The organism is Nocardia sp. KT25-26 (assembly GCF_056627695.1).
The window spans coordinates 4,524,551-4,549,104 of the sequence record NZ_CM152813.1; the positions used below are offsets into that span (position 1 = coordinate 4,524,551).

Annotated in this window: 12 protein-coding genes, 1 tRNA gene and 1 pseudogene; 5 read left to right on the forward strand and 9 right to left on the reverse strand. The window is 68.5% G+C overall.

Annotation, left to right across the window (positions count from 1 at the left end; genetic code table 11):
- Positions 1-11 precede the first annotated feature (11 nt).
- The 5 genes and pseudogenes from AC1HFH_RS20520 to AC1HFH_RS20540 all read right to left on the reverse strand — a co-directional run bounded on the left by AC1HFH_RS20520 (position 12) and on the right by AC1HFH_RS20540 (position 10,841).
- Positions 12-4,922 carry an NAD-glutamate dehydrogenase gene (locus AC1HFH_RS20520; RefSeq protein ID WP_480244412.1) on the reverse strand — a complete coding sequence of 1,637 codons (4,911 nt, stop codon included), beginning with the start codon at positions 4,920-4,922 and terminating at the stop codon, positions 12-14.
- Positions 4,923-5,142: 220 nt separating this feature from the next.
- Positions 5,143-6,819: an energy-dependent translational throttle protein EttA gene (gene ettA / locus AC1HFH_RS20525; RefSeq protein WP_480244413.1), complete on the reverse strand. Its 1,677-nt coding sequence runs from the start codon at positions 6,817-6,819 to the stop codon at positions 5,143-5,145.
- A 429-nt stretch (positions 6,820-7,248) separates the two neighbouring features.
- Positions 7,249-7,656: pseudogene (locus AC1HFH_RS20530) on the reverse strand (single-stranded DNA-binding protein); the annotation flags it as partial.
- A 129-nt stretch (positions 7,657-7,785) separates the two neighbouring features.
- Positions 7,786-8,775 (reverse strand): serine/threonine dehydratase, encoded by a 990-nt coding sequence (locus AC1HFH_RS20535; RefSeq protein ID WP_480244414.1) that lies wholly within the window; start codon positions 8,773-8,775, stop codon positions 7,786-7,788.
- Positions 8,772-10,841, reverse strand: coding sequence for a bifunctional copper resistance protein CopD/cytochrome c oxidase assembly protein (locus tag AC1HFH_RS20540; protein WP_480244415.1), 2,070 nt, complete (start codon positions 10,839-10,841; stop codon positions 8,772-8,774). Before AC1HFH_RS20540 ends, AC1HFH_RS20535 begins: the two co-directional genes overlap by 4 nt.
- A gap of 137 nt (positions 10,842-10,978) precedes the next feature.
- Between AC1HFH_RS20540 and AC1HFH_RS20545 the strand changes: the two genes are divergently transcribed.
- Positions 10,979-11,052: transfer RNA gene (locus tag AC1HFH_RS20545), tRNA-Arg, on the forward strand.
- Positions 11,053-11,163: 111 nt separating this feature from the next.
- Here AC1HFH_RS20545 and AC1HFH_RS20550 read toward each other — a convergent pair.
- The 4 genes from AC1HFH_RS20550 to AC1HFH_RS20565 all read right to left on the reverse strand — a co-directional run bounded on the left by AC1HFH_RS20550 (position 11,164) and on the right by AC1HFH_RS20565 (position 14,769).
- On the reverse strand, positions 11,164-11,379 hold the full coding sequence (locus AC1HFH_RS20550) for a hypothetical protein (RefSeq protein WP_480244416.1): 216 nt from the start codon (positions 11,377-11,379) through the stop codon (positions 11,164-11,166).
- A 75-nt stretch (positions 11,380-11,454) separates the two neighbouring features.
- Positions 11,455-13,251, reverse strand: a complete 1,797-nt coding sequence (locus tag AC1HFH_RS20555; RefSeq protein ID WP_480244417.1) for an acyl-CoA dehydrogenase — start codon at positions 13,249-13,251, stop codon at positions 11,455-11,457.
- A 98-nt stretch (positions 13,252-13,349) separates the two neighbouring features.
- Positions 13,350-13,988: a hypothetical protein gene (locus AC1HFH_RS20560; RefSeq protein WP_480244418.1), complete on the reverse strand. Its 639-nt coding sequence runs from the start codon at positions 13,986-13,988 to the stop codon at positions 13,350-13,352.
- A gap of 100 nt (positions 13,989-14,088) precedes the next feature.
- Positions 14,089-14,769 carry a DUF4389 domain-containing protein gene (locus AC1HFH_RS20565; protein ID WP_480244419.1) on the reverse strand — a complete coding sequence of 227 codons (681 nt, stop codon included), beginning with the start codon at positions 14,767-14,769 and terminating at the stop codon, positions 14,089-14,091.
- A gap of 342 nt (positions 14,770-15,111) precedes the next feature.
- Here AC1HFH_RS20565 and AC1HFH_RS20570 point away from each other — a divergent pair, with 342 nt between their 5' ends.
- From AC1HFH_RS20570 to AC1HFH_RS20585, 4 genes are all read left to right on the forward strand, one after another.
- Positions 15,112-15,735 carry a hypothetical protein gene (locus tag AC1HFH_RS20570; RefSeq protein ID WP_480244420.1) on the forward strand — a complete coding sequence of 208 codons (624 nt, stop codon included), beginning with the start codon at positions 15,112-15,114 and terminating at the stop codon, positions 15,733-15,735.
- Positions 15,736-17,592, forward strand: a complete 1,857-nt coding sequence (locus tag AC1HFH_RS20575) for a flotillin family protein (RefSeq protein WP_480244421.1) — start codon at positions 15,736-15,738, stop codon at positions 17,590-17,592.
- Positions 17,589-22,769, forward strand: a complete 5,181-nt coding sequence (locus tag AC1HFH_RS20580) for a DNA repair ATPase (protein WP_480244422.1) — start codon at positions 17,589-17,591, stop codon at positions 22,767-22,769. The genes AC1HFH_RS20575 and AC1HFH_RS20580 overlap by 4 nt, the downstream gene beginning before the upstream one ends.
- A gap of 403 nt (positions 22,770-23,172) precedes the next feature.
- A complete protein-coding gene (locus AC1HFH_RS20585) occupies positions 23,173-24,522 on the forward strand; it encodes a TrkH family potassium uptake protein (protein WP_480247922.1) in 1,350 nt (449 codons plus the stop codon).
- Positions 24,523-24,554: the final 32 nt, after the last annotated feature.

Here is a 24,554-nt window from a genome sequence, read left to right on the forward strand (position 1 = left end):
CGGCGAAATCGTCACCGTGGTACCTCCGATTGGGCACCCACCCCACTCACCATGCTCCGCACCTGGCGCGCGGCAACCGACAGCGTGGCGAGGTCGTGGGTCCCGGACTCGAACAGTTCCGACAGGGCCGCACGGGCGCGGCCCAGCCGGGACTGATTCTTCGATTCCCAGTATGCAATCTTCTCGTCGGCGGTCTCCTCCGGGTCACCCGCCGACAGCACATCCAGGGTGAGTGAACGCAGCGATCCGTACATGTCGTCGCGCAGCGCGAGCCGGGCCAGTGCGTGCCAGCGATCACCGCGTTCGAGGTGACTGACCGCCTCCAGCAGCCAATCGATCTTCAGGTGCTCGTTGAGCGCGTAGTACAGCGCACCTACCTCGGTGCCGTCGCGGTCCGCGATATCGGCGATATCCACCACGTCCAACAGCGGAAACATATTGAGCAGATCGAAGACCTCGGTCGCCAGCTCGGTGGGCGCACCCTGGGCGATCAGCTCGGCGGCCCGCTCGGTCAACGTGGTCACATGGTGGCCTCGCAGCCAGCCCGGCACCTCCGGCGCCAGTTCGCGCACCCGCGCCCGGTACCGGTTGATCTCGGCGCCGACCGCGATCGGCTGCGGCCGGTTGCTCAGCAACCACCGGGAGGCCCGGTCCAGGGTCCGTTTGGACTCCAGTTCCAGCAGATCGCGCACCCGGGTCGGTGCATCGGCGGCCCGGATCCGCGACCAGATGTCCGGCAGCCCGAAGATCTCGCTGGCCGCCGCGAAGGCGCGCACCGAATCACCGGTGCTCGCCCCGATCTCCTCGCTGAGCCGGTGCGCGTAGGTGATGCCGCCGAAGTCGACCATCTCGTTGACGACCATTGTCGTCACGATCTCCCGGCTCAGCCGATGTTTCTTGATCGCCGGGGCGAATCGTTCCCGCAACGGCGTCGGGAAGTAATCCGGCAGCCGGGCGGCGAAATAGGCACTGTCGGGCAGTTCGGTGGCCAGCAGATCGGCTTTCAGCGACAGCTTGACGTGCGCCATCAGATTCGCCAACTCGGGCGAGGCCAGTCCGGTGCCCTCCTCTTCGCGCCGTTCGATCTCGGCATCCGAGGGCAGCGCCTCCAACGTCCGGTCCAGGCCGCGCCGCTGCTCCAGATCCTGGATCACCCGTTGCTGCACACTGAGCATCTGCGGCGCCTCGGTGCGCGAGATCCCCATCAGCACGTTCTGGTCGACGTTGTCCTGCAGGACCATCGAGGAGACCTCGTCGGTCATCGAAGCCAGCAGTGGATTGCGCTCGGCGTCCGGCAGCAGGCCGGCGCTCACCACACCGTCGAGCAGCACCTTGATGTTGACCTCGTGGTCGGAGCAGTCCACCCCGGCCGAGTTGTCCAACGCATCGGTGTTCATCTTGCCCCCGGCCCGGCAGAATTCGATCCGGCCGAGGGCGGTCGCCCCCAGGTTGCCGCCCTCACCGATCACCCGCACCCGCATCTGCCGGCCGTCGACGCGCACCGGATCGTTCGCCTTGTCACCCACCTCGGCATTGCTCTCGGTGCTCGCCTTGATATAGGTGCCGATACCGCCGTTCCACAGCAGCTGCACCGGGGCCAGCAGGATCGCCCGTACCAGTTCCGGCGGCGACAACGCCTGGATCGCATCCGGCAGCCCGAGCGCGGCGCGCGCCTGGGCACTGATCGGCACCGACTTCACGGTGCGGTCCCAGACCCCGCCGCCCGCGCTGATCAGCGATCGGTCGTAATCGGCCCACGACGACCGCGGGAGGGCGAACAGCCGCTGCCGTTCCGCATACGAGGTCGCGGCGTCCGGATCCGGGTCCAGGAAGATGTGCCGGTGGTCGAAGGCTGCCACCAGGCGGATGTACGGCGACAAAAGCATGCCGTTACCGAACACGTCACCGCTCATGTCGCCGATGCCCACCACGGTGAACTCCTGCGACTGGGTGTCGATGTCCATCTCCCGGAAGTGGCGTTTGACCGCTTCCCAGGCACCCTTGGCGGTGATCCCCATCGCTTTGTGGTCGTAGCCGGCCGACCCGCCGGAGGCGAACGCGTCGCCGAGCCAGAAGCCGTACTGCTGGGCGACTTCGTTGGCGATATCGGAGAAGGTCGCCGTGCCCTTGTCGGCGGCGACCACGAGGTAGGTGTCGTCACCGTCGTGGCGCACCACACGATCGGGCGGCAGCACCGCTCCGGAGGCCCGGTCGACATTGTCGGTGATATCGAGCAGACCGGAGATGAAGGTGCGGTAGCAGGCGATGCCTTCCGCACTGCGGGCCTGCCGGTCCACCGCCGCGTCGCCGGTCGCGGCCGGGGGCTGTTTCACCACGAACCCGCCCTTGGCGCCGACCGGCACGATGACGGCGTTCTTCACCGCCTGCGCCTTCACCAGGCCCAGGATCTCGGTGCGGAAATCCTCCAGCCGGTCCGACCAGCGCAGTCCGCCGCGCGCCACCGGACCGAACCGCAGGTGCACGCCTTCCACCCGGGGTGAGTACACGAAGATCTCGAATTGCGGCCGGGGCCGGGGCAATTCGGCGATCTGGCCCGGTTCGACCTTGATCGAGACGTAGTCCCGCGGCGTCCCGTCGTCCGAACGCATGTAGTAGTTGGTGCGCAGGGTCGCTTCGATCAGTCCGAGCAGGGCCCGCAGGATGCGGTCCGCATCCAGGCTCACCACCTCGTCGATCCGCTCCCGCAGCTGCTTCTCCAGCCGGGTGGCTTCCTCGGCCGATACCGTCTCCGGGTCGAAGCGGGCCGCGAACAACCCGGTGAACAGCTGGGCGGCGTCCGGGTGGGCCAGCAGAACGCGGGCGATATTGGCCTGGCTGTACGGGAATCCGGCCTGTTGCAGGTAGCGCGCGTAGGTGCGCAGGATGGACACCGACCGCCACGGCAACGCGGATCGCAGCACGAGTTCGTTGAGCCCGTCGGCCTCGGCCCGGCCGTACCAGACCGCGGCGAACGCCTCGGTGAATCGGGCCCGCAGGCCGTCGGGTGCACCCGGCCCGTGCAATTCGGCGTCCAGGTCGGCGGCCACCGATCCGCGCAGCAGTTCGGGCCGGGCCTGCAGGCCGAAGTCGTAGATCCACAGCTCACCGGCGCCCGGCAGCTCCTCCGGGTCCAGCTGATAGGGACGTTCGTCGAGCACCTCGACGCCGAGGCTCTGCAGCACGGGCAGCACTTGGCTCAGCGACACCTTGGCGCCACAGACATAGAGACTGAACCGCCAGGCGCCCGGTGCCGCGCCCGGCTCCCGGTACAGGTGCTGGTCGATGGCACCCGGACCGAGCCGCTGCAATCGGGCGATATCGGCGAGCGCCCGGTCGGAGTCGAAGTCCTCCTTGTAGCTCTCCGGGAACGCCGCCGAATATCGCTCCACCACACCGGGATCGAGCACCGTGGAGGTGGCGACCTGATCCCGGAGGCGGTCGTCCCAGGTGTGGCTGGCGGCATCGAGCAGCCGCTGAATACGCAGGCGGTTGGTCTCGGAGGTGTCCGGTCCGGTATCCGTCGCCGTTCCGGCCGCCGCCCGGTCGGCGTCCGGCAGCCGCACGGTGAAGTACACGCTGGCGAGTTCGCTCTCGCTGACCCGTGCCGAGTAGTCGATACCGATCCCGCCCAGCTCCTCGACCAGGATGTCCTGCATATGCAACCGGACCGCGGTGGTGTAGCGGTCGCGGGGCAGATAGACCATGCAGGCGACGAACCGGCCGTAGGTGTCACTGCGCAGGAACAGCCGCACCTGCCGGCGCAGCCCGACGCCCAGCACCGCGACGGCGGTACGCCGCAGATGCTCGACCTCGGCGGAGAACAGCTCGGTGCGGGGGAAGGACTCGATCACCTCCAGCATCGCCTGGCCGGAGAACGATTCCAGATCGAAACCGGCCTCCTCGATCGCGGTGCGCACCCGTCGCGCGATCATCGGGATGTCGAGCACGTTCTCGTGTACCGCGCTGACCGTGAAGACGCCGATGAACAGGTGTACGCCGATCACCGAACCGTCGTCGGCGACGTCGGCGACGCCGACGAAGTACGGGTAGACCGACCGATGCACCGTCGCCGGGACCAGGCCCTGGGTGAGCAGCAGCAACGGCCGGTCGCCACCGTTGATCGGGACCTGGAAATCGGTTCCGACGTCCGGCCGCAGCACGCCGAGGCTGGTTCCCGGATGGGGTGCGGAGACGGTGCGGCCGGCGCGGAGGGTGCGCTGATAGCGCGCATACCCGATCACCGTGAAGTTCCCGTCGGCCAGCCAGCGCAGCAGATCGGCACAGTCGGTCAGGTCGGTGGCGCCGAACGGGGCGGTACCGGCTCGGGCCACCCGATCCAGCTGATCGGCCAATTCGCTCTGGACGGCCCGCATCGCCTCGGTGTCGTCGATCACCTGGCGCACGTCGGCCAGCACATCCGGCAGGGCCGTGGCGATCGAGTCCAGCTGGGTGCGGCTGGTCGAGGGATGCAGCTGCAGGTGCACCCACGATTCGGGGAGCCCGGCGCCGCCGTTGCTGTCCACCTCGTGCGGTGCGGCGTCGACGAGCCGGCCGGTGTCGTCGCGTTCCACCTCGAAGATCGGGTGAATGACCTCGCTGACGCTGACCGCCATCCGGGTCAGTGCCGAGGTGATCGATTCGATCAGCAACGGCATATCGTCGGTGACCAGCTGCACCGCGGCGCCCAGCCCGGTGCCGTCGTCGGGGTGGTACACCCGGACCAGGGCCTGTCCGGCCGGACGGACCAGCGCGAGCTCCAGGTGGCGCCGGAAGACCTGGGTGATGCCGGTGACGGCGAACCCGACGTCACCGGCATCAACATGCCGGAAATACGCCTCCTCGAGTGTCGCGAGCTCACCGCGCAGCGAGGGCGGTATCCCCGCACCCCACGACGCATTGGACATCTCCGACGAGACCGTCATCTTTCGCCCACTCCCAAGGATCGGTTCCGCTTCGGTTCCGTAACACAAGTGACGCCGATTCGACCCTAGTGCGCGGCGGTGCACTGTGCTCAGCGATTACGGGCTTGCCGCGCCGGTAACTTCCCGATGGAAAAGATCTGCCCTCGTAGAGCACACGGCGGGGCGATCCAGTGATCGCCCCGCCGTGCGGAGTATCCGGTCGTACCGGCCGGGGGCCGGGTCAGCCGCGGGTGAGCTTGCGGTGCGTCACCCGGTGCGGCCGGGCCGCCTCGGGGCCGAGCCGCTCGACCTTGTTGGCCTCGTAGGCTTCGAAGTTGCCCTCGAACCAGAACCAGTCGGCCTCGTTGTCGTCGTTGCCCTCCCAGGCCAGGATGTGGGTGCAGGTCCGGTCCAGGAACCAGCGGTCGTGGGAGATGACCACGGCGCAGCCGGGGAACTGCTCCAGGGCGTTCTCCAGCGAACCGAGGGTCTCCACGTCCAGGTCGTTGGTCGGCTCGTCGAGCAGGATCAGGTTGCCGCCCTGCTTGAGGGTCAGGGCCAGGTTCAGCCGGTTGCGCTCACCACCGGACAGCACGCCCGCCGGCTTCTGCTGGTCGGCGCCCTTGAACCCGAACGCACTCACATAGGCCCGCGAGGGCATCTCCTGCTGGCCGACCTCGATGTAGTCGAGTCCGTCGGAGACCACCTGCCACACCGTCTTGTCCGGCGCGATACCGGCCCGGTTCTGGTCGACATAGCTCAGCTTGACCGTCTCACCGACCTTGACGGTGCCGCTGTCCGGCTGTTCCAGCCCCACGATCGTCTTGAACAGTGTCGACTTACCGACACCGTTGGGACCGATCACGCCGACGATGCCGTTGCGCGGCAGCGTGAACGACAGGTCCTTGATGAGCTGCCGGTCGCCGAAGCCCTTGTCCAGGTGCTCGACCTCGACGACCACATTGCCCAGGCGCGGACCCGCCGGGATCTGGATCTCCTCGAAGTCCAGCTTGCGCATCTTCTCGGCCTCGGCCGCCATCTCCTCGTAGCGACCCAGGCGTGCCTTGTTCTTCGCCTGCCGGGCCTTGGCACCGGAACGCACCCAGGCGAGTTCGTCCTTGAGGCGCTTCTGCAGCTTCTGGTCCTTCTTGCCCTGGACCTCAAGCCGCTCGGCCTTCTTCTCCAGGTAGGTGGAGTAGTTGCCCTCGTAGGGGTAGGCGCGGCCACGGTCCAGTTCGAGGATCCAGCCGGCCACGTTGTCCAGGAAGTACCGGTCGTGGGTGACGGCGAGCACGGCGCCCGGGTATTGGGCCAGGTGCTGCTCGAGCCAGTTGACGCTCTCCGCGTCCAGGTGGTTGGTCGGCTCGTCCAGCAGCAGCAGATCCGGTTTGCTCAGCAGCAGTTTGCACAGCGCCACCCGGCGGCGCTCACCACCGGACAGGTTGGTGACCGGCTCTTCCGGCGGCGGGCAACGCAGCGCGTCCATCGCCTGCTCCAGCTGGGAGTCGAGATCCCAGGCATCGGCGTGGTCGAGCTCCTCCTGCAGTTTGCCCATCTCTTCCATGAGCTCGTCGGAGTAGTCGGTGGCCATCAGTTCGGCGATCTCGTTGAACCGGTCCAGCTTGACCTTGATCTCGCCGAGCCCCTCCTCCACGTTGCCGCGGACGGTCTTCTCCTCGTTGAGCGGCGGCTCCTGCTGCAGGATGCCCACCGTTGCGCCGGGCGCGTGGAACGCCTCGCCGTTGTTCGGCTGGTCCAGGCCGGCCATGATCTTCAGCACGCTGGATTTACCCGCGCCGTTCGGGCCGACGACGCCGATCTTGGCGCCCGGAAGGAAGTTCAGCGTCACATCATCGAGGACGACCTTGTCACCGTGCGCCTTACGTACCTTCTTCATCTGGTAAATGAACTCAGCCATGCCGCCACCCTAGCCGGATCGGGCCGCGCCATCCCACTCGGGCCATCACATTCGCCCAGCTACGCGGCAGTTTTCGTCGGGATTCGAAGACCTCCCCGATCGTCGAACAACCGGTCGATACCGACTATTCCCACCTCAGGCGCGGTCCACCGGCCCGCTCCCGGCATTCGCAGGTGCGGAATCGGCCGGACGCGGTCCCGGGACCGGCTCTCGCGGCACGGGTCCATCCCTTCCGCTGATAGCCGCCACAGTGGCGGTCGGCGGCGCCGGATCCGCACCCGCCGCGTCCTGGCCCGACCGGGCTGCCACGGACCGGTTCGACCCGGGACCCTGTCCGGAAACCCCGGCATGCGGGCCGCCCTCGCTGTTCCGGTTCCCGGGCCCGGAACCGTTCGGTCCGGGGCTACCGGAGCCGGCCCGCCGAGAGCCGTCGACGGCGGTTGCTGCGGCGACGCCGCCCGGGCCGCCCGGGCCGTTCCGGTGCCGCTGAACCACGGCACTGCAGCGCCCCAGATCGGGGCCCACCGCGACAGCCCGCATCTCCAGGTCCCGTCGTTCGGTACCGTCCTTGGTCCGGAATTCGTGGGTGCGGAGCTGACCGTAGGCGATGACCGGATCGCCCCGGCGCAGCGACCGGTCCACACCGGCGACCAACCGTCGCCAGCAGCTCACCTGGAGATACAGGGTCCCGTTGTCGGTCCATTCCCCGCGCACCGGATCGAGCCGCCGGGCATTGCTCGCCATCCGGAACGACACCACCTGCTCACCGTTGTGCAGATCGCGTTTGACCGGGTGGGTGACCACCGTTCCGATGACCGTGGCATTGGCTTCGTACATGTTGTGCCCCCTCTACGCGGCGTCGCTCCGGTTGCTGCTTCGAGCATGGCCGACTCCGAGGGCGCCGGGGGCACCCGAACCCGAATTGGGGACGAACGGCGTGATTGTGGAGTTCTGCCGCTTCGGATCTCAGAGCACCGGCAATTCGGTGTTCGCGCCGCACAACACGATCACCGGGCGCTCACCGGCGTCCGGCACGTAGGCACCGGTCTGCACGGCGGCCAGCGCCGCGGCCCCGGCCGGTTCGACCATCACCCGGAACTCCTGCCAGAGATAGTCCCGCGCAGCGGCCACCGCATCGGGCCCCACCAGTACGGACCGCATATCGTTGCGCCGGGCCACGGCCAGGGCGATCGCACCGATCCGGGTCGCGGTCGGCGGTCCCGACAGATCCCGGGGATCGCCCACCGGAACCGGCCTGCCCGCCCGGAGCGCCTCGGACAGGGCCGGGGAACTGTCCGATTCGATGCCGACGACCGGGCGCCGACGCCCGAAGGCGGTGCCGAGTCCGGCGACCAGCGCGCCGCCCCCGACGGCGGCCAGGACCGGTGGCCGGCCCCGCACCTGTTCCTCGAGTTCCAGGCCGAGGACACCGGTGCCCGCCACCAGTGCGGGCAGGTCGTAGGCATGCAGATGCAGGGCGGTGCGGTCGGCCGCCAACAGCGCAGCGTGCTCGGCCGCTTCGTCGTAGCTGGTGCCGTGCCAGACCACCTCGGCGCCGTGCGTCCACATCGCCGCCACCTTGGTGTGCGGCGCCGATTCCGGCACCACGACGGTGCACGTCTTGTCCAGCCGCGCCGAGGCCAGGGCCGCCGCGATCCCGGCGTTCCCGGACGATGCGATCACCACATGGTCGGCCGCGTGCGCATGTTCCAGCATGGCGTTGAACACACCCCGGATCTTGAAGGTGCCGCCGTGCTGCAGGAACTCCAGTTTGAGCGAGACCGGCACGGGGCCCTGCGGGCCGCGCACGTCCGTATGGAAGACGGGGGTTTTGCGTACCAGCCCGGCCAGCCGCCGGCGCGCGCTGCGCACATCGCTGCGGAAGACCCGATGCGGCCGCGGCAGCTGCGTCGAAGTGGCGACCGGCACCGCACGATCCCCGGCCGTTCCGGTCACCGGCGCACCCCCTTGTCGCGGCGGGCGAGTTCGGAGAACATCGCGTTGTGCGCGGCGAGTTCGGCGTCGTTGTCCCGGTCCGCGGCGCGGTCGGTGCGCCGGGCCAGCCGCTCGTCACTACGCGACCATTGGATCAGCAGGGCCAGCATCACCACCACCAGCGGGATCTCGCCACTCGCCCAGGCGAAGCTCGCCCCGTTGCGCTGATCGGCGAGCAGGTCGTGGTTCCAGTCCAGCCCGAGGCTGCTGTAGAACCAGCCGGCCAGCACCGTGCTGGTGCTCATCAAGGTGATGCCGAAGAAGGCGTGGAAGGGCAGTGAACCGAACACCATGCCCAGCTTGGTCAGCGGCTGCACCTCCCGCGGCTTCGGGTCGATACCGATCACCACCCAGTAGAAGAGGTAGCCGCTGAGGAGGAAATGCACGTTCATCAGCAGATGGGCGGCGTGTGAATCAGCGAATGCATCGAAGATGCCGCCCAGGTACAGCGCGTAGAAGCCGCCGACGAAGATCACCGACGCGACCAGCGGCTGGGTCAGTGCCCGGGAAACCGGGTTGTGCACGGCGGCCAGGATCCATTCGCGCGGCCCCGGCGCCCCGTTCCGGCCCGCCGGTGGCAGCGCCCGCAGCGCCAGCGTCACCACGCCGCCGAGGGCGAACAGGATCGGGGCCAGCATCGACAGCGCCATATGGGCGCCCATGTGCACACTGAACATCGCCGGGGCATACCGGCCCACGCCCGACGACGTCGCGAGCAGCAGTACGAGGCAGCCGGACAGCCAGGCGATGGTGCGGCCGACGGGCCACGTATCGCCGCGTCGGCGCAGCCGAACGACGCCGAGCAGGTAGACCACGGCCAGCACGATCGCCAGCGTCCCGAAGATCAGGTCGAACCGCCAGTCGAACAGGAACCCGGTCACCGACGGCGGGTCCGGCAGGTTGTAACCGAGTTCCACCTCTGCGGGCGTCGGAATCGAATCCGGTGGGGGCGGCGGGGTGCGGCCGAGGCCGACGGCCAAGCCCACCGTGGCCGCGAAGATCAGGGCCTCCACCCCGGCGAACCGGATCAGCGGGCCCCGGGCCCCGGGATCGGCGGCCAGCGCCGGTAGCGCGGCCCGGCGTTGCACATAGCCCAGCACGCCCAGCAGCAGCAACGCTGCCGCCTTGGCCAGGACCAGGCGGCCGTAGGTGGTGGTGAACAGATCCGTGGCGGCCGGCACGCCGACCCAGGCGTTCACCACGCCGCTCACCGCGATCACCACGATCGAGACGGTGGCGACCAGGGAGAACCGCCGGGCCGCCAGCCCGGTATGGGTGCCGCCGCGCAGGGCGTAGGCGAGCACCGCGAACAGGCCGCCGACCCACAGCACGGTCGCCACCAGATGCAGAATCAGCGAGTTGGTCGCCACATCGTGCGACCCACCCGACGCGGAATGGCCGGTCAACGCCAACGGCATCAAGGTCAGCACCGCGCCGCCCAGCAGTACCGGGGTCCAGCCCCAGCGCAGCGCCAACCGGCAACCGATCGCCAGCAGCAGCGCCATCACGGCCGTCGCCCGCCAGGCCGAGGCATTCTCCACCTGCGCAATGACCGGCCACAGTTCCTCCGGCCGCCAGGAGTCGCCGAGCGGCTGCCCGGTGGTGTCGGAGACCGTCAACGGGACCAGCAGCGCCGCGCAGGCCGCCCAGGCGAGGGCGGTGCCGGACGCTCGCCGCAACGCCCGATACCCGCCGACCGCGAGCAGCCCGTCCCGCTGCGGCGGCACCAGAAACGCCGCGAACAACAGCGAACCGGCGGTGAGCGCGGCACACAGATCCGCCAGCGCCCGCACCGCCGGCAGGCCGTACGTGGTCAGCGGCCCCGGGTCCGGGATCCCCAGCAGGGTCAGCGCTTCTGCCGCCGACAGCGCGACGACACATGCGGCGACAACCGCGGTGATCAAGCCGGCACAGGCCACCAGGCTGCGGTACGCGCCGGCGTCGACGGGCGGGGACGCCGCGGCTCCATCCACCGCGGCGTCCCCCCGAGCATCGGGACCGGCGGACAGATCCTGCGAGGACGACATAACTACAGAGGGTAGTTCGACACAGCCACCCCACCCCCGCCGGGCGGGCGGCCCGAGACCCAGACCACCATCTGGACACTCGGTATACTCGCCTGTGCTGGACACCGCGGCCGAACTCGGCCAAGGTGGATATCGCTGCCTCCGTAGCTCAGTTGGATAGAGCAAGGGCCTTCTAATCCCTAGGTCGCAGGTTCGATTCCTGCCGGGGGCGCTTTGTGATGTCTCGAGACATCGGAAACTCCCGGACCTGCAGTTGCAGGTCCGGGAGTTGTCATTTTCGGGGTGGGGGTCCAGCGGTAACCTCGTGAACAGCTAGGGATTGTCAGGTTGCCGGGCTGTCGATGAACGTCTCGAGGCAGGCGGCGATCGTGGCGCCTTTCAGCGGTGACGACACGACCCGGGATGCTTGTTCCCGCACCCTGTCAGGTGTTCCTGCTCCGGAGACCGGCGGCGCCGCCAGCTCGGGCCCGGTGCCGACCGCCACGATGGCGGCGGTGATGCTGAAAATCCGACTCCAACGCCCAGCTCCAGCTGTCATACATCCAAGCTATCGCCATCGTCCGTTGGATTCGGTGACGCGCACAGCCCCGGTGTGCCCGACCCGGTCCGCCGGTCAGAACCACTCGGGACGGCAGTCCCGGGCAGTCGCATCCAGACTGTCGAGCAGGTCGAACTGCGGCCCCGTGCGCGGGAGTTCGACCCGGAGGAAGTACCTGGCCGCCTGGCGCTTGCCCTCGTGGAAGAGATCGGCGCCATCGCCCAGTGCGAGGAACTGTTCCAGCCAGATCCAGGCCAGCACCGTGTGGCCGACGGCTTCCAGGTAGACGGAGGCGTTGGCCAGCGCCGTCGAAGGGTCCTCGGTGGACCACAGCGTGACGGTGGTTCGCGCTATCCGGCCTGCCGCCGAATCCAGCAACGTCGCCAGCTCGGCCGCCTCACCGCCCGCCGCGGCCGCACGGGCAGTGGTTTCCGCGAAGGTCTCCAGGAGCAGCTTCAGCCCGGCACCATTGCGCATGACGACCTTGCGACCGAGCAGATCCAGTCCGTGGATACCGTGGGTGCCCTCGTGGATCGGGTTGAGCCGGTTGTCCCGGTAGAACTGTTCGACGTTGTACTCGCGGGTGTATCCATACCCGCCGTGTACCTGGATGGCCAGGTCGTTGGCGGCCAGGCACCACTGCGACGGCCAGCTCTTCGCGATCGGGGTCAGGACGTCCAGCAGCAGGTGGGCGCGATCCCGGTCGGCTTCGTGCTCGGCGGTGCGCTCCTCGTCCAGCAACCGGCAGCAGTACAGGTTGAACGCGAGCGCGCCCTCCACATAACTCTTCTGCGCCAGCAACATGCGCCGCACATCCGCGTGCTCGATGATCGGCACCTGCGGGCTGTCCGAGGACTTGTCACCGAGGGCGCGGCCCTGCGGCCGAGTCCGGGCGTAGTCGAGCGCATGCAGGTAGCCGGTGTATCCCAGCGCCGTCGCACCCTGGCCGACCCCGATCCGGGCCTCGTTCATCATGTGGAACATGTAGGCGAGACCATGGTGTGCCTCGCCGACCAGGTACCCCACCGCTCCCGGCGTCCCACCCGGGGTGTGCTTGCCTTCGCCGAAGTTCAGCAGCGTATTGGTGGTGCCCCGGTAGCCCATCTTGTGATTGAGTCCGACCAGCACCACGTCGTTGCGCTCCCCCGGCCTGCCGTCCGCATCGACCAGGAACTTCGGCACGATGAACAGCGACAGCCCCTTCACTCCCGCCGGGCCACCCGGGATCTTGGCCAGTACCAGGTGCACGATGTTCTCGCTGAGCTCGTGCTCGCCACCGGAGATCCACATCTTGGTTCCGGTCAGCCGATAGCTACCGTCGTCCTGCGGGACCGCCCGCGTGGTGATGTCGGCCAGTGACGACCCGGCCTGCGGCTCGGACAGGCACATCGTCCCGAAGAACCGGCCTTCGACCATGGGGCGTACGAACGTCTCGATCTGTTCCGCGCTGCCGTATTTCTGCAGCAGGTTGGCATTGCCGTTGGTCAGGAACGGGTACGCGGCGGTGCCGACATTGGCGGCGTGGAACCAGGCCGTGCAGGCCCCGGCGACCACCGCGGGCAGCTGCATTCCACCGACTGAATAGTCCATTGCAGCACCGATCAGACCGGCATCGGCGAAGACCCGCAGGGCCTCGGCGACCTCCGGGATCATGTGCACCTTCTCCCCGTCGAAATGCGGTTCCTCGGCGTCGCTCTTCTTGTTGTGCGGCGCGAAATACCGCGTGGCGATGGCCGTACTGAGGTCCAGCACCGCATCGAAGGTGCCGCGATCATGGTCGACGTAGCGGGGACGACCGGTGAGCGCGGTGACGTCGAGCCAGTCGTACAGCAGGAAGTCCAGATCGCGGCGAGAGAGCAGCAGGGAGTCCATGGTCCTACATCCGATCAGGCGCGGGCGGAAATGGGAACAGCGAGTTCTTGCCCGCGCAGCGCAGCCATGCCGGCGCACCCGTGCCGCGAAGCGGCCGGTCAGCTGGTCACGGAGCGCGTCTTGATGGCGTCGCGGGAGATGTAGACGTCGTACTCGCCGGGGGTGGCGATCACCGCATTGCCGTACGCGGAACGTACGAACGGCTCGGTGTACCAACGACCTTCGTTCATATCGGCGAAGAAGTCCCGGTCACCGCCGTTGAGGAACAGATGATTCTGGTCGGTGGCCACGCCGTCGAGCCGCTGCCCGTACAACCGCGACACCTGATAACCGGAGTGGAAACCCAACGCATTCACCCACGGCTCCAGTTCGACGATCTCGGCCTGCAGCACCCACAGGTCACCTTCGACCTCATGGGTGATGTGCCGGGACCCGCCCTCCTCGTACAGCGTGAGGACCACTTCCAACCGGTGCTCCTGTCCGTCGACCGGCGTCACGACGACGTGCGCAGCCTTGATCTCGCCAGTGAGCCCGAGGTAGGTCTGCATCAGGGTCGCGATCCAGAGCAGCACGATCGCGACCAGCAGCAGAACCAGCCCGCCGGCGCCCCGGCCGAGCAATGCCCGTAGCCCGACCTTGCGGATCCGGAGCACCGCCGAAACCATCAGGGCCACTGCGACAACGAGCAGCGCGATCAACGCGATCTGCAACACCCCGAAGTGCACCGGGAAACTCATGCCGGTGTTATACCTCGCCGCGGCCGACCTCGATGGCCGAAACGGTCGACGAGATGTGCTGTCCGGCAGTGACCCCGCCGATACACCGGCAGGACGCCGGTCAGCGTTCCCGGCCGCCCTGGTCGAGCCGGAACGGCGGGTAGTCGTCCCGCATCAGCCCGGCATAGGCGTGGACCCGGATCGCCCACCGCTCCAGCCCGAGGATCAGGTCGAACAGCCCCTGCGGATAGCGGCCGGTGAACAGCAGCCCGATCACCGCGACCAGCAGCAACACCCCGATCACCGGAATCGCGAAGGCCGTGGCCTGCTCGTCGCCGCCGGCGAAGGCATAGGCACCGCTGAACAGCGCGCCCAGGATCAGGTAGTGCGGGATCGCCAGCAGCCACCACTTGACCAGGACCAGCCCGCGGCTGAGCCGTTCGGGATAGTCGATCTCGAGATCGGCCGGATAGTCCGGGCGCGCTGCCAGGGTGAACGGTGGATAGCGGTCGGTCCCGAGGACTCCGTAAGCGTAGAAGGTCACCCGCCAGGACCAGCGCATCACGCCGACGTTGAATTCGAACAACGGCCGCGGATACTTCGCGGTGAACAGGATCGCGAAGAACGCGATCACGGTCACGACCGCGTAGGCGATGTAGAGGAAGAACAGCACGATGGCGTGCGGGATGGCGAGCAGCCATTTCACCAGCCACATCCACCGGGACAGGCCGGGGTCCAGATCGCCCCGGAGCCGTACCGGACCGGCTGTGGCTGCCTTCACCTGATCGGGATCGGGATGCATGACCGCCTCCTTCGACTACGTCGGCACGCTTCTGGTCCGCGTCGTCACGGGCGTACCGGACCTGCCCCTGCATTGTGACGCACACCACCGACAGTGCGCGCGATGCCGCGCTCGCACCACCGCTGCCCGATCAGCCCGGGCCTCGATCCAGTTGCGCCCGAATCTCGTTTGCGGCATCCTTACAGCAGGTGAGCCGGGAAGTCTGGTCGGCGCCCCCAGCCGCACAGGCCGGGGGATCGACTCGACGAGGGGAGACTCCGGTGCACGTATCGGGGTGGTTCGAATACGGCACTCGACCTGTCGGTCCGGTGGTCCGGACGGCAGCGCCGATGTTGCCGAAGCATGGGTGAGTTCCTTACCGCGACACTGACTTTTCCTGCTGCACTGTTCAGCTTCGCACTGCTGGTGGTCATCGGCTACTGGTTGCTGGTGCTGGCCGGCGGCGCAGGTCTCGACCTGCTCGACGGCGATGCGCGCACCGGAAGCCTGGCGGGGCTGACGGACGCACTGGGAATGGGAGGTGTACCGGTGACCGTGGCTGTGACCGGAGTGGTTTCGACCGGCTGGTTCGGTTGCCTGGCCGGCGGGGTGGCGATCGACAACGCCGGATTCACCGGCCCGGTCGCGATCGGTGCGGGACTGGGGGTCCTGGTCCTGGCGACGCTGGCCGCGATCCTGATCACCAGGCTGGTGACCCGCCGGATGCGGCGGGCACTGGAGATCGAGACACCGCCCTCACATACCGATTTCGTGGGACGGGTCTGCACCGTCCGCACCGGCCGGGTCGATACCGAATTCGGCCAGGCAGAACTTGTTTCCGCCGACGGATCGTCGGCGATCATCCAGGTCCGGCAGAGCGCCCGAGACGCCGCGACCGGTCCTCTCGTCCAGGGGGACGAAGCGCTCATCTACGACTACGACCATGCCACCGCGACTTTCCTGGTGGCCCCTTGGGAGGGGATCTGAATGTCCACACTCGCGATCGGCCTCGGCGTGGTGTTCGCCGTCGTCGTGCTCGTCCTGCTCGCCGGCCTGGTCCTGGTCATGCAGCTGTTCAAGAAGGTGAATCAGGGACAGGCCCTGATCGTTTCCAAGTCCCGGAAGGTCGATGTGACCTTCACCGGCGCGGTGGTGCTCCCGATCGTGCATCGGGCCGAGTACATGGACATCTCGGTGAAGACCATCGAGATCGCCAGGCTGGGCCGCGACGGACTGATCTGCCAGGACAATATCCGCGCCGATATCCGGATCACCTTCTTCGTACGGGTCAACAAGACCCGCGAGGACGTGATCAAGGTGGCCCAGGCGATCGGCACCACCCGGGCCAGTGACCAGCAGACGCTGCAGGAACTGTTCAACGCCAAGTTCTCCGAGGCGCTCAAGACGGTCGGCAAGCACCTGGACTTCACCGACCTCTACACCCATCGTGACGAGTTCCGCGACCGCATCATCGCGGTGATCGGCACCGACCTCAACGGCTACAGCCTCGAGGACGCCGCGATCGACTACCTGGAGCAGACGCCGCTGGCCCAGCTCGACGCCCAGAACATCCTGGACGCACAGGGCATCCGCAAGATCACCGAGCTCACCGCGATCGAACACGTCCGCACCAACGAACTGCGTCGCGGTGAAGAGAAGGAGATCACCAAGCAGAACGTCGAGGCGCGCGAGGCGGTGCTGGCCCTGGAACGTCAGCAGGCCGACGCCGAGAACCGGCAGCGGCGCGAGGTCGAAACGCTGCGGGCGCGTGAGGAAGCCGAGATCGAGCGGGTGCAGGCCGAAGAGCGGCTCAAGGCCCGTACCGCGCAGCTGCGCACCGACGAGGCACTGGGTATCCAGTCGGAGAACAAGGACCGGGAGATCGCGGTCGCGGAGAAGAACCGGGAACGGGTGATCGCGATCGAATCGGAGCGGATCGAGAAGGACCGGATGCTCGAGGTGACCGATCGGGACCGCGCCATCGCGCTGGCCGAGATCGCCAACGAGCGGGAGATCGAAACCGAACGTCGCTCCGTGTCCGAGGTGGTCCGGGAACGCGTCGCGGTCGACAAGACCGTCGCCGAGCAGGAGGAACAGATCAACCGCCTGCGCGCCGTGGAGGCCGCCGAGCGGGAACGCCAGGCCATCATCATCCGGGCGGAGGCCGACGCGCAGGAACACCTGGTCAAGGACATCAAGGCGGCGGAAGCCGCCGAAGCAGCCGCCAAGTTCCGGGCCAAGGAGGCGCTGACCCTCGCCGAATCCGAACAGCAGACCGCGGAACTGCAGGCGGGCGCCAAGATCCGGCTGGCCGAAGCGGCGCAGGCGGAGTCGGCCGCCTATGGGCTCGGGCAGGCGCAGGTCAAGATCGCCGAGGCCGAGGCGATCGAGCAGGTGGGCCGGGCGGAGGCCGCCGCACTGCGCGAGCGCAATCTCGTCGAGGCCGAGGGGCTGCGCGAGAAGCTGAAGGGTGAGGCGGAAGGCCTGCAGGAGAAGGCCGGTGCGATGGCGGCCCTCGACGACGCCACCCGCGAACACGAGGAGTACCGGCTGCGGCTGGAGCTGGAGAAGGAGGTCGAGCTGGCCAAGGTCCAGACGCACCGCGATATCGCCGAGGCACAGGCGACGGTGCTGGCCAAGGGCCTCGAGCAGGCGAACATCGACATCGTCGGCGGCGAGTCGGTCTTCCTGGACCGGGTGGTCGGCTCGATCGGCCTGGCCCGGGGCATGGACCGGCTGCTCGAATCCGATGCCGGAGCGGCGGCGACCTCCCTGGTCGGCTCGTTCCTCGCCGGCAAGGGCGAGCCGGCCTCGAACGGTGACGTGACGGTCACCAAGGCATGAGCACCGAACACACCGAGCCGTCCGACGACGGTTCGGCCCCGGCCCCGCCCGATCCGGCTGCCACGCTCGACGGCGGCACCTACGAGGTACTGCGCGACCGGTTGCGCGCTCAGGCAACCGAACTCGCCGACCGCTGCGAGGAGCTGAACGAACGCCGCATCGCCGAATTCGGCGGCATCGAATGGCGGCTGCTGGGTACCGAGCGGCTGCGCACCGAGCATGCCTGCGTCTCCCGCGATCTGGTGGCGCTGCCGGGCCGTCGCATCCTGTTCGGCTTCAATGTGTTCCTGGGGATGAAACCGGCCGCCGAGGTCGGCGATGTGCTCTCGGTGCGGCGGATGTGGCGGGGCGAGTCGGGGTTCGAGTTCGAGCCCGACGCGCTGCCCGGTCTGCTCGACGACGAACGGTTCGTCCGGGACTTCGATGAACTGCATCGCTATCACAAGGGCACCCGGCTGCTGCAGCAGCGCCGGGTCGACGAGCGCGTGCTGGCGGTGTTCCAGACCGGGGAACGCATCGAGGACACCAAGGTCCTGCGCTGGCAGCTGGACCCGGCCGGGTCCGCCGAGTACCTCGACAACCGCGGCGACGAGGACCACCGGTTCCCGGCCGCCCACGAATTCGACTGGATCGAGGCCACCCGGGACGACCAGGTTCCGGGCCGGCATCCACACCTGTCCATCCTGGGCAAGGTGTTCGTCGAAACTCTCGGCGGCACCCTCACGGTCAAGGTGGAGAACAACACCGAGACCGGTGCGGGTATCTACAGCGAGCCGGTGGACGAACCGCTGCAGAGCCTGGCCGACGCGGATATCCACTACGCCGAGGTCGGCGCGCTGATCCTGCTGCGGATCCGCCCGTACAACGAAACCGAATGGCGGCATCTGGTGTTCAACACCCGGACCGCCACGGTGGTCCGGCTGGACGGGATCGGCGCGGCCTGCCGGCTGTTGCCCGACGATCAGGGGATCATCTTCCCGGGCGGTTACTACCTGGCCACCGGTGTCTACAAGACCTTCGACACTCCGATCGGCGATCTCGAATACGAGCGCACCATCCGTTCGGCCAACGGCGAGGACGTGCTGTACGTCTTCCATGCCCGCGCCGCCGGGCGCACCCTACTGTTGCCGTACAACATGATCAGGGAGCAGGTGGCCACCGCACTGACCTGCCACGGCTACGCACTGTTCGACGACGGCACCATGGTGGCGCTGCGCAGCGGCTCGGAGGAGGCGGTGCGGGTACACACCCTGCAGATATGGCAGACGCCGTTCCTGTCCCAGGAGCACGCGGCACAGCAACGCACCGGTAGCGGGCCGCTGGCTCGGGTCGGCAACCCGGAATTGGTCCGCGGAATCGCCGACTGCCTGGCCCTGACCCGGATGGTTGCCGAAATGGCTCCGGCCGCTGCGGTGTTCGAAACTCTCGGCGCCGCCTGCGCACGCGCCATGGATCTCCACCACTGGCTGGGCGAACCGGACCTCGGTGCACTCACCGAACCCGTGCAGGCCCTGCGGGACACCGCGGAACAGGTCCTCGCGGAGTTCGAGAAGGTTGCGGCACGCACCGCGGCGGCGGCCGCCCGGCTGGACGCAGCCGCCGATCAGGTGCTGCCGCTGCTGCGCATGGCCCGGGCCGCGGCGCATTCGGACGCCGACGGCTGGGTTCGGCAACTCACCGAGCTGCACCGTGCCCAGGGCCGGTTGGCGTCCCTGCGTGAGGTCCGGTACCTCGACCTGGACCGACTCGACGAACTCGATTCCGAAGTGGCCGAGGCGATCATGGACACCGGATCGCGCGCCGTGGCGTTCCTCGGCGATCCCGACGCGTTCTCCTCCTACCAGTCCGATCTCGCCGCGTCGGCGGCCCGGGCCGAGGCGATCACCAGCGTTGCCGACGCGACCGAGATCCGGGACCGGCTGGCCGAGCAGGCCGCGGGATTGAACACCGTCACCGAAGTGATCGGCACCTTGGCGATCGCCGACGCCACGGTCCGGACCCGGATCCTGGAGCAGGTGGGTGCGGTCCTCGCCGCCCTGAACCGGGTCGGTGCCACACTGAACGCGCGCTGCGACGAACTGGCCGGGGCGGAGGCTCGGGCCGAGTTCTCCGCCGAGCACACCCTGCTCGGCCAGACGGTGACCGCGGCGCTGGCCACCGCCGACTCACCCGATGCCTGCGACGATCAGGTGGCCCGGGTGATGTCGGCCATCGAAACGCTGGAGGCGCGATTCGGCCAGTTCGACGATTTCGCCGACCGGCTCGCCGCGGTTCGGGAGGACGTGCACGAGGCGTTCGCGGCCCGCCGCCAGAGCCTGGTCGACGAACGTTCCCGGCGGGCCGGGCGGCTGGCCGACTCCGCGAACCGGGTGCTCGCCGGCATCGAACGCCGCTGCGCCGCCCTCGGTTCGCTGGACGAGGTGAACACCTTCTTCGCCGGTGATCCGCTGGTCACCCGGATCCGCACGGTGATCACCGAGCTGCGCGGGCTCGACGAGGTCGTACGCGCCGAGGAGTTGGACGGCCGGTTGGCGGCGATCCGGCAGGAGGCCGGACGGTCCCTGCGGGACCGCGCCGAGATGTTCGGCGCCGACGGAATCCGGCTGGGCCGGCACCGCTTCGCGGTGAACACGCAGCGCCTGGATCTGGCGATGGTTCCCGGCCCCGGCGGGATGGCCTACACCCTCCCCGGGACGGACTACCGCGCCCCGGTGCACGATGCCGAGTTCGCCGGCACCGCGGACTTCTGGGATCAGGTGCTGGCCTCGGAGACCCCGGCGACCTACCGATCCGAGTACCTGGCATCGCGAATCCTGGCCGAGGCCGAAGCGGCGGGCACCCTCGGGGCCCTGCAGGCCGCCGCATCGGCCGAACAGGACCTGACGGCCCAGGTCACCCGCGCCGCCGAACAACGCTACGACGAAGGGTACGAACGCGGCGTCCACGACCACGACGCCGCCGCGATCCTGGCGGCGGTGCTGCGTTTGCGGGCCGGCGCCGGACTGCTCCGCTACCGGGCGAGCGACCGGGCGGCTGCCCAGCTGTGGTGGTGCACCGATCCCGGCCTCGATGAGCAGACCCGCCGGACCTGGCACACCCGGATCGGTTCGCTGTCCCGGGCCGGACAGCTGTTCGGGATCGGCACGGCCCCGGCCGCCGAACCGGCCACGGGGCCGGACTCCGAGACCGCCGGCCCTGCCCGAGGCGGAGTCCCGCAACCCGATACGAACTCCGCCGCGCCGCCCGGGACCGCGCCGGAACCGAACAGCATTAGCGGACATCATCTCGGGCGCGGTGTGGAGCAGTTGCTAGCCGAGTTGGCCGACCGGATCGCCGAGCTGACCGCCGTGCTCGGTCTGGCGGATGCCGACCCCCGAGCCGCGGCCGAATACCTGTTCGCCGAATTGGGGACCGGCGGATCGACGCCCGAGTTCGTCACGGCGCGCAGTGCGCGCACCCTGGTCGACCGGTTCCACCGTCGCCTGTCTGCCGCCGGCCGCAGCGCCCGCGCCGACTACGATCGGGACCGGACCGCGTTGGCCGACCCGGCGCAGCGGCACCAGCTGGTCACCGCGTGGCTTTCGGCGTTCCAGACCGGTGCCGATCACCCGGAGGCTGGGCCGGACCCGGCGGGAGATCTCGCCGAGGCGGTGGCGATCGAGCTGTGTGGCGGCAGCATTGCCCGGCGCGATTCCGGCGCCGAACGGGCGGTGACGGTGACCGGGCTGCTCGGCACCCACCCGCGTATCAGCGATCGGTCGTTACCCATCCGGCTAGACGAGCTGCTGCATCGCACCGCAGTCCACCACCGCGAGCGCGTCCCGGGGTTCCGGTCCTACCTGGCCCGGCGCAACGAACTCGTCGCTGCCGAACGGGAGCGGCTGCGGCTGGACGAATTCCGGCCCACCGTCCCCCGTGGCTTCGTCCGCAACCGCCTGCTGGACGAGGTCTATCTGCCGCTGATCGGCGACAATCTGGCCAAACAGCTGGGCAGCACCGGCGCGGACAAACGGATCGACCAGTCCGGTCTGTTGTTGCTGATCTCGCCACCCGGCTACGGCAAGACCACTCTGCTGGAGTATGTTGCGGCGCGCCTCGGCCTGGTGTTCGTGAAGGTGAACGGCCCCGCATTGGGACATGCGGTCCAGTCCATCGATCCGGACGAGGCACCGGACGCCGCCGCCCGCCAGGAAGTCGAGAAGATCGGCTTCGCCCTGGAAATGGGCAACAACGTCATGCTGTACCTGGACGATATCCAGCACACCTCCCCCGAGCTGCTGCAGAAGTTCATCTCGTTGTGCGACGGGCAACGGCGGATGGAGGGGGTGTGGCGCGGGCGGAGCCGGACCTACGACCTGCGCGGTAAACGGTTCGCGGTCTGCATGTCCGGCAACCCGTACACCGAGCAGGGCAAACGTTTCCGGATCCCGGACATGCTGGCCAACCGTGCCGATGTCTGGAATCTCGGCGATGTCCTGTCCGGCCGCGACGAACTGTTCGCACTGAGCTACATCGAGAACGCGTTGACCTCGAACCCGGTTCTGGCCGCCCTGTCCGGGCGGGAGCGCGGCGACCTGGAGGTGCTGGTCCGGATGGCCGCGGGTGACGAGACCGCGCACGCCGACCAGCTGACCCACCCGTACTCGGCGGACGAAACGGCCGACATGGTCGCGGTACTGACCAAGATGCTGCGGGCCCGGGACGTGGTGCTGGCGGTCAACCGTGCCTATGTCGCGTCGGCGGCGACGGCCGAGGCGAGCCGCACGGCGCCACCGTTCCGATTGCAGGGGTCCTACCGGAACATGAATGCGCTGACCGAACACATCGTGCCGGTGATGAACGACGCCGAACTGGCCACGCTGATCGACGACCACTACACGGGTGAAGCGCAGACCCTGGCCGGCGGCGCCGAGGCGAATCTGCTCGCCCTGGGTGCGCTCCGCGGCACCCTGACCGAGGCACAGCAACAGCGGTGGGCCGCGGTGCAGGCCGCATATCAGCGGGAACGGGCCCTCGGCGGCGCCGAAGACGACCCGCTGGTCCGGGCCGTGGCCGGGCTCGGCCTGCTGGCCGACCGGCTCGGCGCCGTGGAATCGGCGATCCGCATGCTGGAGGCGAGCGCGCCCTCCGGGCTGCATGCGGCGTCGAACGGCCGGCCGGACACCGGCGGGAGTTGAGCCGGCCCCGCGGCCGTGGGTTCAAGGCGATGAATATCACAGCCGGGAGGTTCGGTTCCCGGCGCTGCGCCCCGGCGTGGCACACCCCGCCGGGGTGTGCCACGAACCTGCTGGATACCGCCCCGGGAGGATCGGAGCAGGTCCGGGTGTGCCACCCGATTGCTACCCACCGGTCGGGAAAACCGAACTCGGGCGGACGGACTGTGTCACCTCCGCTCGGTGTCCGCCACGCAGCGGGCCGCCATGATTGCGGACGGCCGAATTCAGCAGTACTTTCCTCCAGTTGCGCCAAACTGCGAGTGCAGGAGAACCTCGTGTCCGACATCGGTTCCGGTATCGAATGAGCCCGGGCGATTCCTCTGCGAGAGCCGAGACCAGAAAGACTCGGCTGCGCGCCTTGCTGGTGCCCAGCCCTCGGCACCCGGCCAGACTGGTCGTGATCGCCTTCGCCTTCACTTCGCTGGTCGGCACGGCGGTGCTGATGTTGCCGTGGGCGGCAGCCGACGGCACGGCCACCCGGCCGGTCGACGCACTGTTCACCGCGGTCTCGGCGGTGTGCATCACCGGCCTGGTGGTGGTCGATACCGGTACGCACTGGTCGACCTTCGGGCAGGTGGCCATCCTGGGCCTGATCCAGATCGGCGGCCTCGGCATCATGACGTTCGCGTCGATGCTCGGTCTGCTGGTGGCCCGGCGGATGGGGCTGCGCATGCAGCTGATCGCGCAGTCGGAGAACAAGTCGCTCAAACTCGGCGAGATCCGGCGCGTGGTGATCAACGTCATCCGGATCAGCCTCGTGGTCGAGCTGGTCACGTCGATCCTGCTGAGCCTGCGGTTCGCCACCGCCTACGACTACAGCCCCGGCCGCGCCGTCTATCTGGGTGTCTTCCACGGCATCTCCGCCTACAACAACGCGGGCTTCGCACTCTGGAGCGACAGCATGACGCGGTTCGCCGCCGACCCGTGGATCATCATCCCGATCACCCTCGCGTTCGTGATCGGTGGTCTGGGGTTCCCGGTGATCTACGAGGTACTCCGCTCGGTCCGGCGGCAGATGCGCAGACAGCAACGCAGTTGGCGGTGGTCCCTGCACACCAAGGTCACGCTGGTCACCTACGGCCTGCTCGCCGGGGTGGGCATCTTCGCCGTGACCGTCTTCGAATGGACCAATCCCGCTACTCTCGGCCCGATGGGCGTCACGGAGAAGCTGCTCGCCGGTGGCTTCCAGGGCCTGGCACCGCGCAGTTCGGGCTTCAACACGATCGAGATCGGCGAGATGCTGCCGTCGACCCGGCTGATGGTCGAGGTCCTGATGTTCGTCGGTGGCGGCAGTGCCAGCACCGCAGGCGGAATCAAGGTGACCACGTTCGCGCTGCTGGCCTTCGTCATATTCGCCGAGATCCGCGGCGAGCCGACCGTGCACGTGATGGGCCGCCGGCTGGCCCCGCCGGTGCAGCGACAGGCGCTGACCATCGCACTGATCTCGGTGGCCTTCGTGGTGATCGGAACGATCACGGTCACCAAACTGTCGCACTATCCGCTCGACGAGACCCTGTTCGACGTCATCTCGGCGACGGCAACGGTCGGCTTGTCCAGCGGGCTCACCGAAGACCTCCCGCAACCGGCTCTGGTCGTGCTGACCGGCCTGATGTTCGCCGGACGACTGGGTCCGATCACCCTGGCCACGGCGCTGGCGCTGCGTAATCGCAGCCGACGCTACGAGCTGCCGGAGGAGCGGCCGATCGTCGGATAGGCCACCACCGTCACCATGAGGAGCCAGGAGAA

What these genes read in the sequence shown, in the direction of transcription:
- AC1HFH_RS20520 (WP_480244412.1), bottom strand. Translation starts at nt 4,922, where the DNA reads ATGACGGTCTCGTCGGAGATGTCCAATGCGTCGTGGGGTGCGGGGATA.
- ettA (WP_480244413.1), bottom strand. Translation starts at nt 6,819, where the DNA reads ATGGCTGAGTTCATTTACCAGATGAAGAAGGTACGTAAGGCGCACGGT.
- AC1HFH_RS20540 (WP_480244415.1), bottom strand. Translation starts at nt 10,841, where the DNA reads ATGTCGTCCTCGCAGGATCTGTCCGCCGGTCCCGATGCTCGGGGGGAC.
- AC1HFH_RS20550 (WP_480244416.1), bottom strand. Translation starts at nt 11,379, where the DNA reads ATGACAGCTGGAGCTGGGCGTTGGAGTCGGATTTTCAGCATCACCGCC.
- AC1HFH_RS20555 (WP_480244417.1), bottom strand. Translation starts at nt 13,251, where the DNA reads ATGGACTCCCTGCTGCTCTCTCGCCGCGATCTGGACTTCCTGCTGTAC.
- AC1HFH_RS20560 (WP_480244418.1), bottom strand. Translation starts at nt 13,988, where the DNA reads ATGAGTTTCCCGGTGCACTTCGGGGTGTTGCAGATCGCGTTGATCGCG.
- AC1HFH_RS20565 (WP_480244419.1), bottom strand. Translation starts at nt 14,769, where the DNA reads ATGCATCCCGATCCCGATCAGGTGAAGGCAGCCACAGCCGGTCCGGTA.
- AC1HFH_RS20570 (WP_480244420.1), top strand. Translation starts at nt 15,112, where the DNA reads ATGGGTGAGTTCCTTACCGCGACACTGACTTTTCCTGCTGCACTGTTC.
- AC1HFH_RS20575 (WP_480244421.1), top strand. Translation starts at nt 15,736, where the DNA reads ATGTCCACACTCGCGATCGGCCTCGGCGTGGTGTTCGCCGTCGTCGTG.
- AC1HFH_RS20580 (WP_480244422.1), top strand. Translation starts at nt 17,589, where the DNA reads ATGAGCACCGAACACACCGAGCCGTCCGACGACGGTTCGGCCCCGGCC.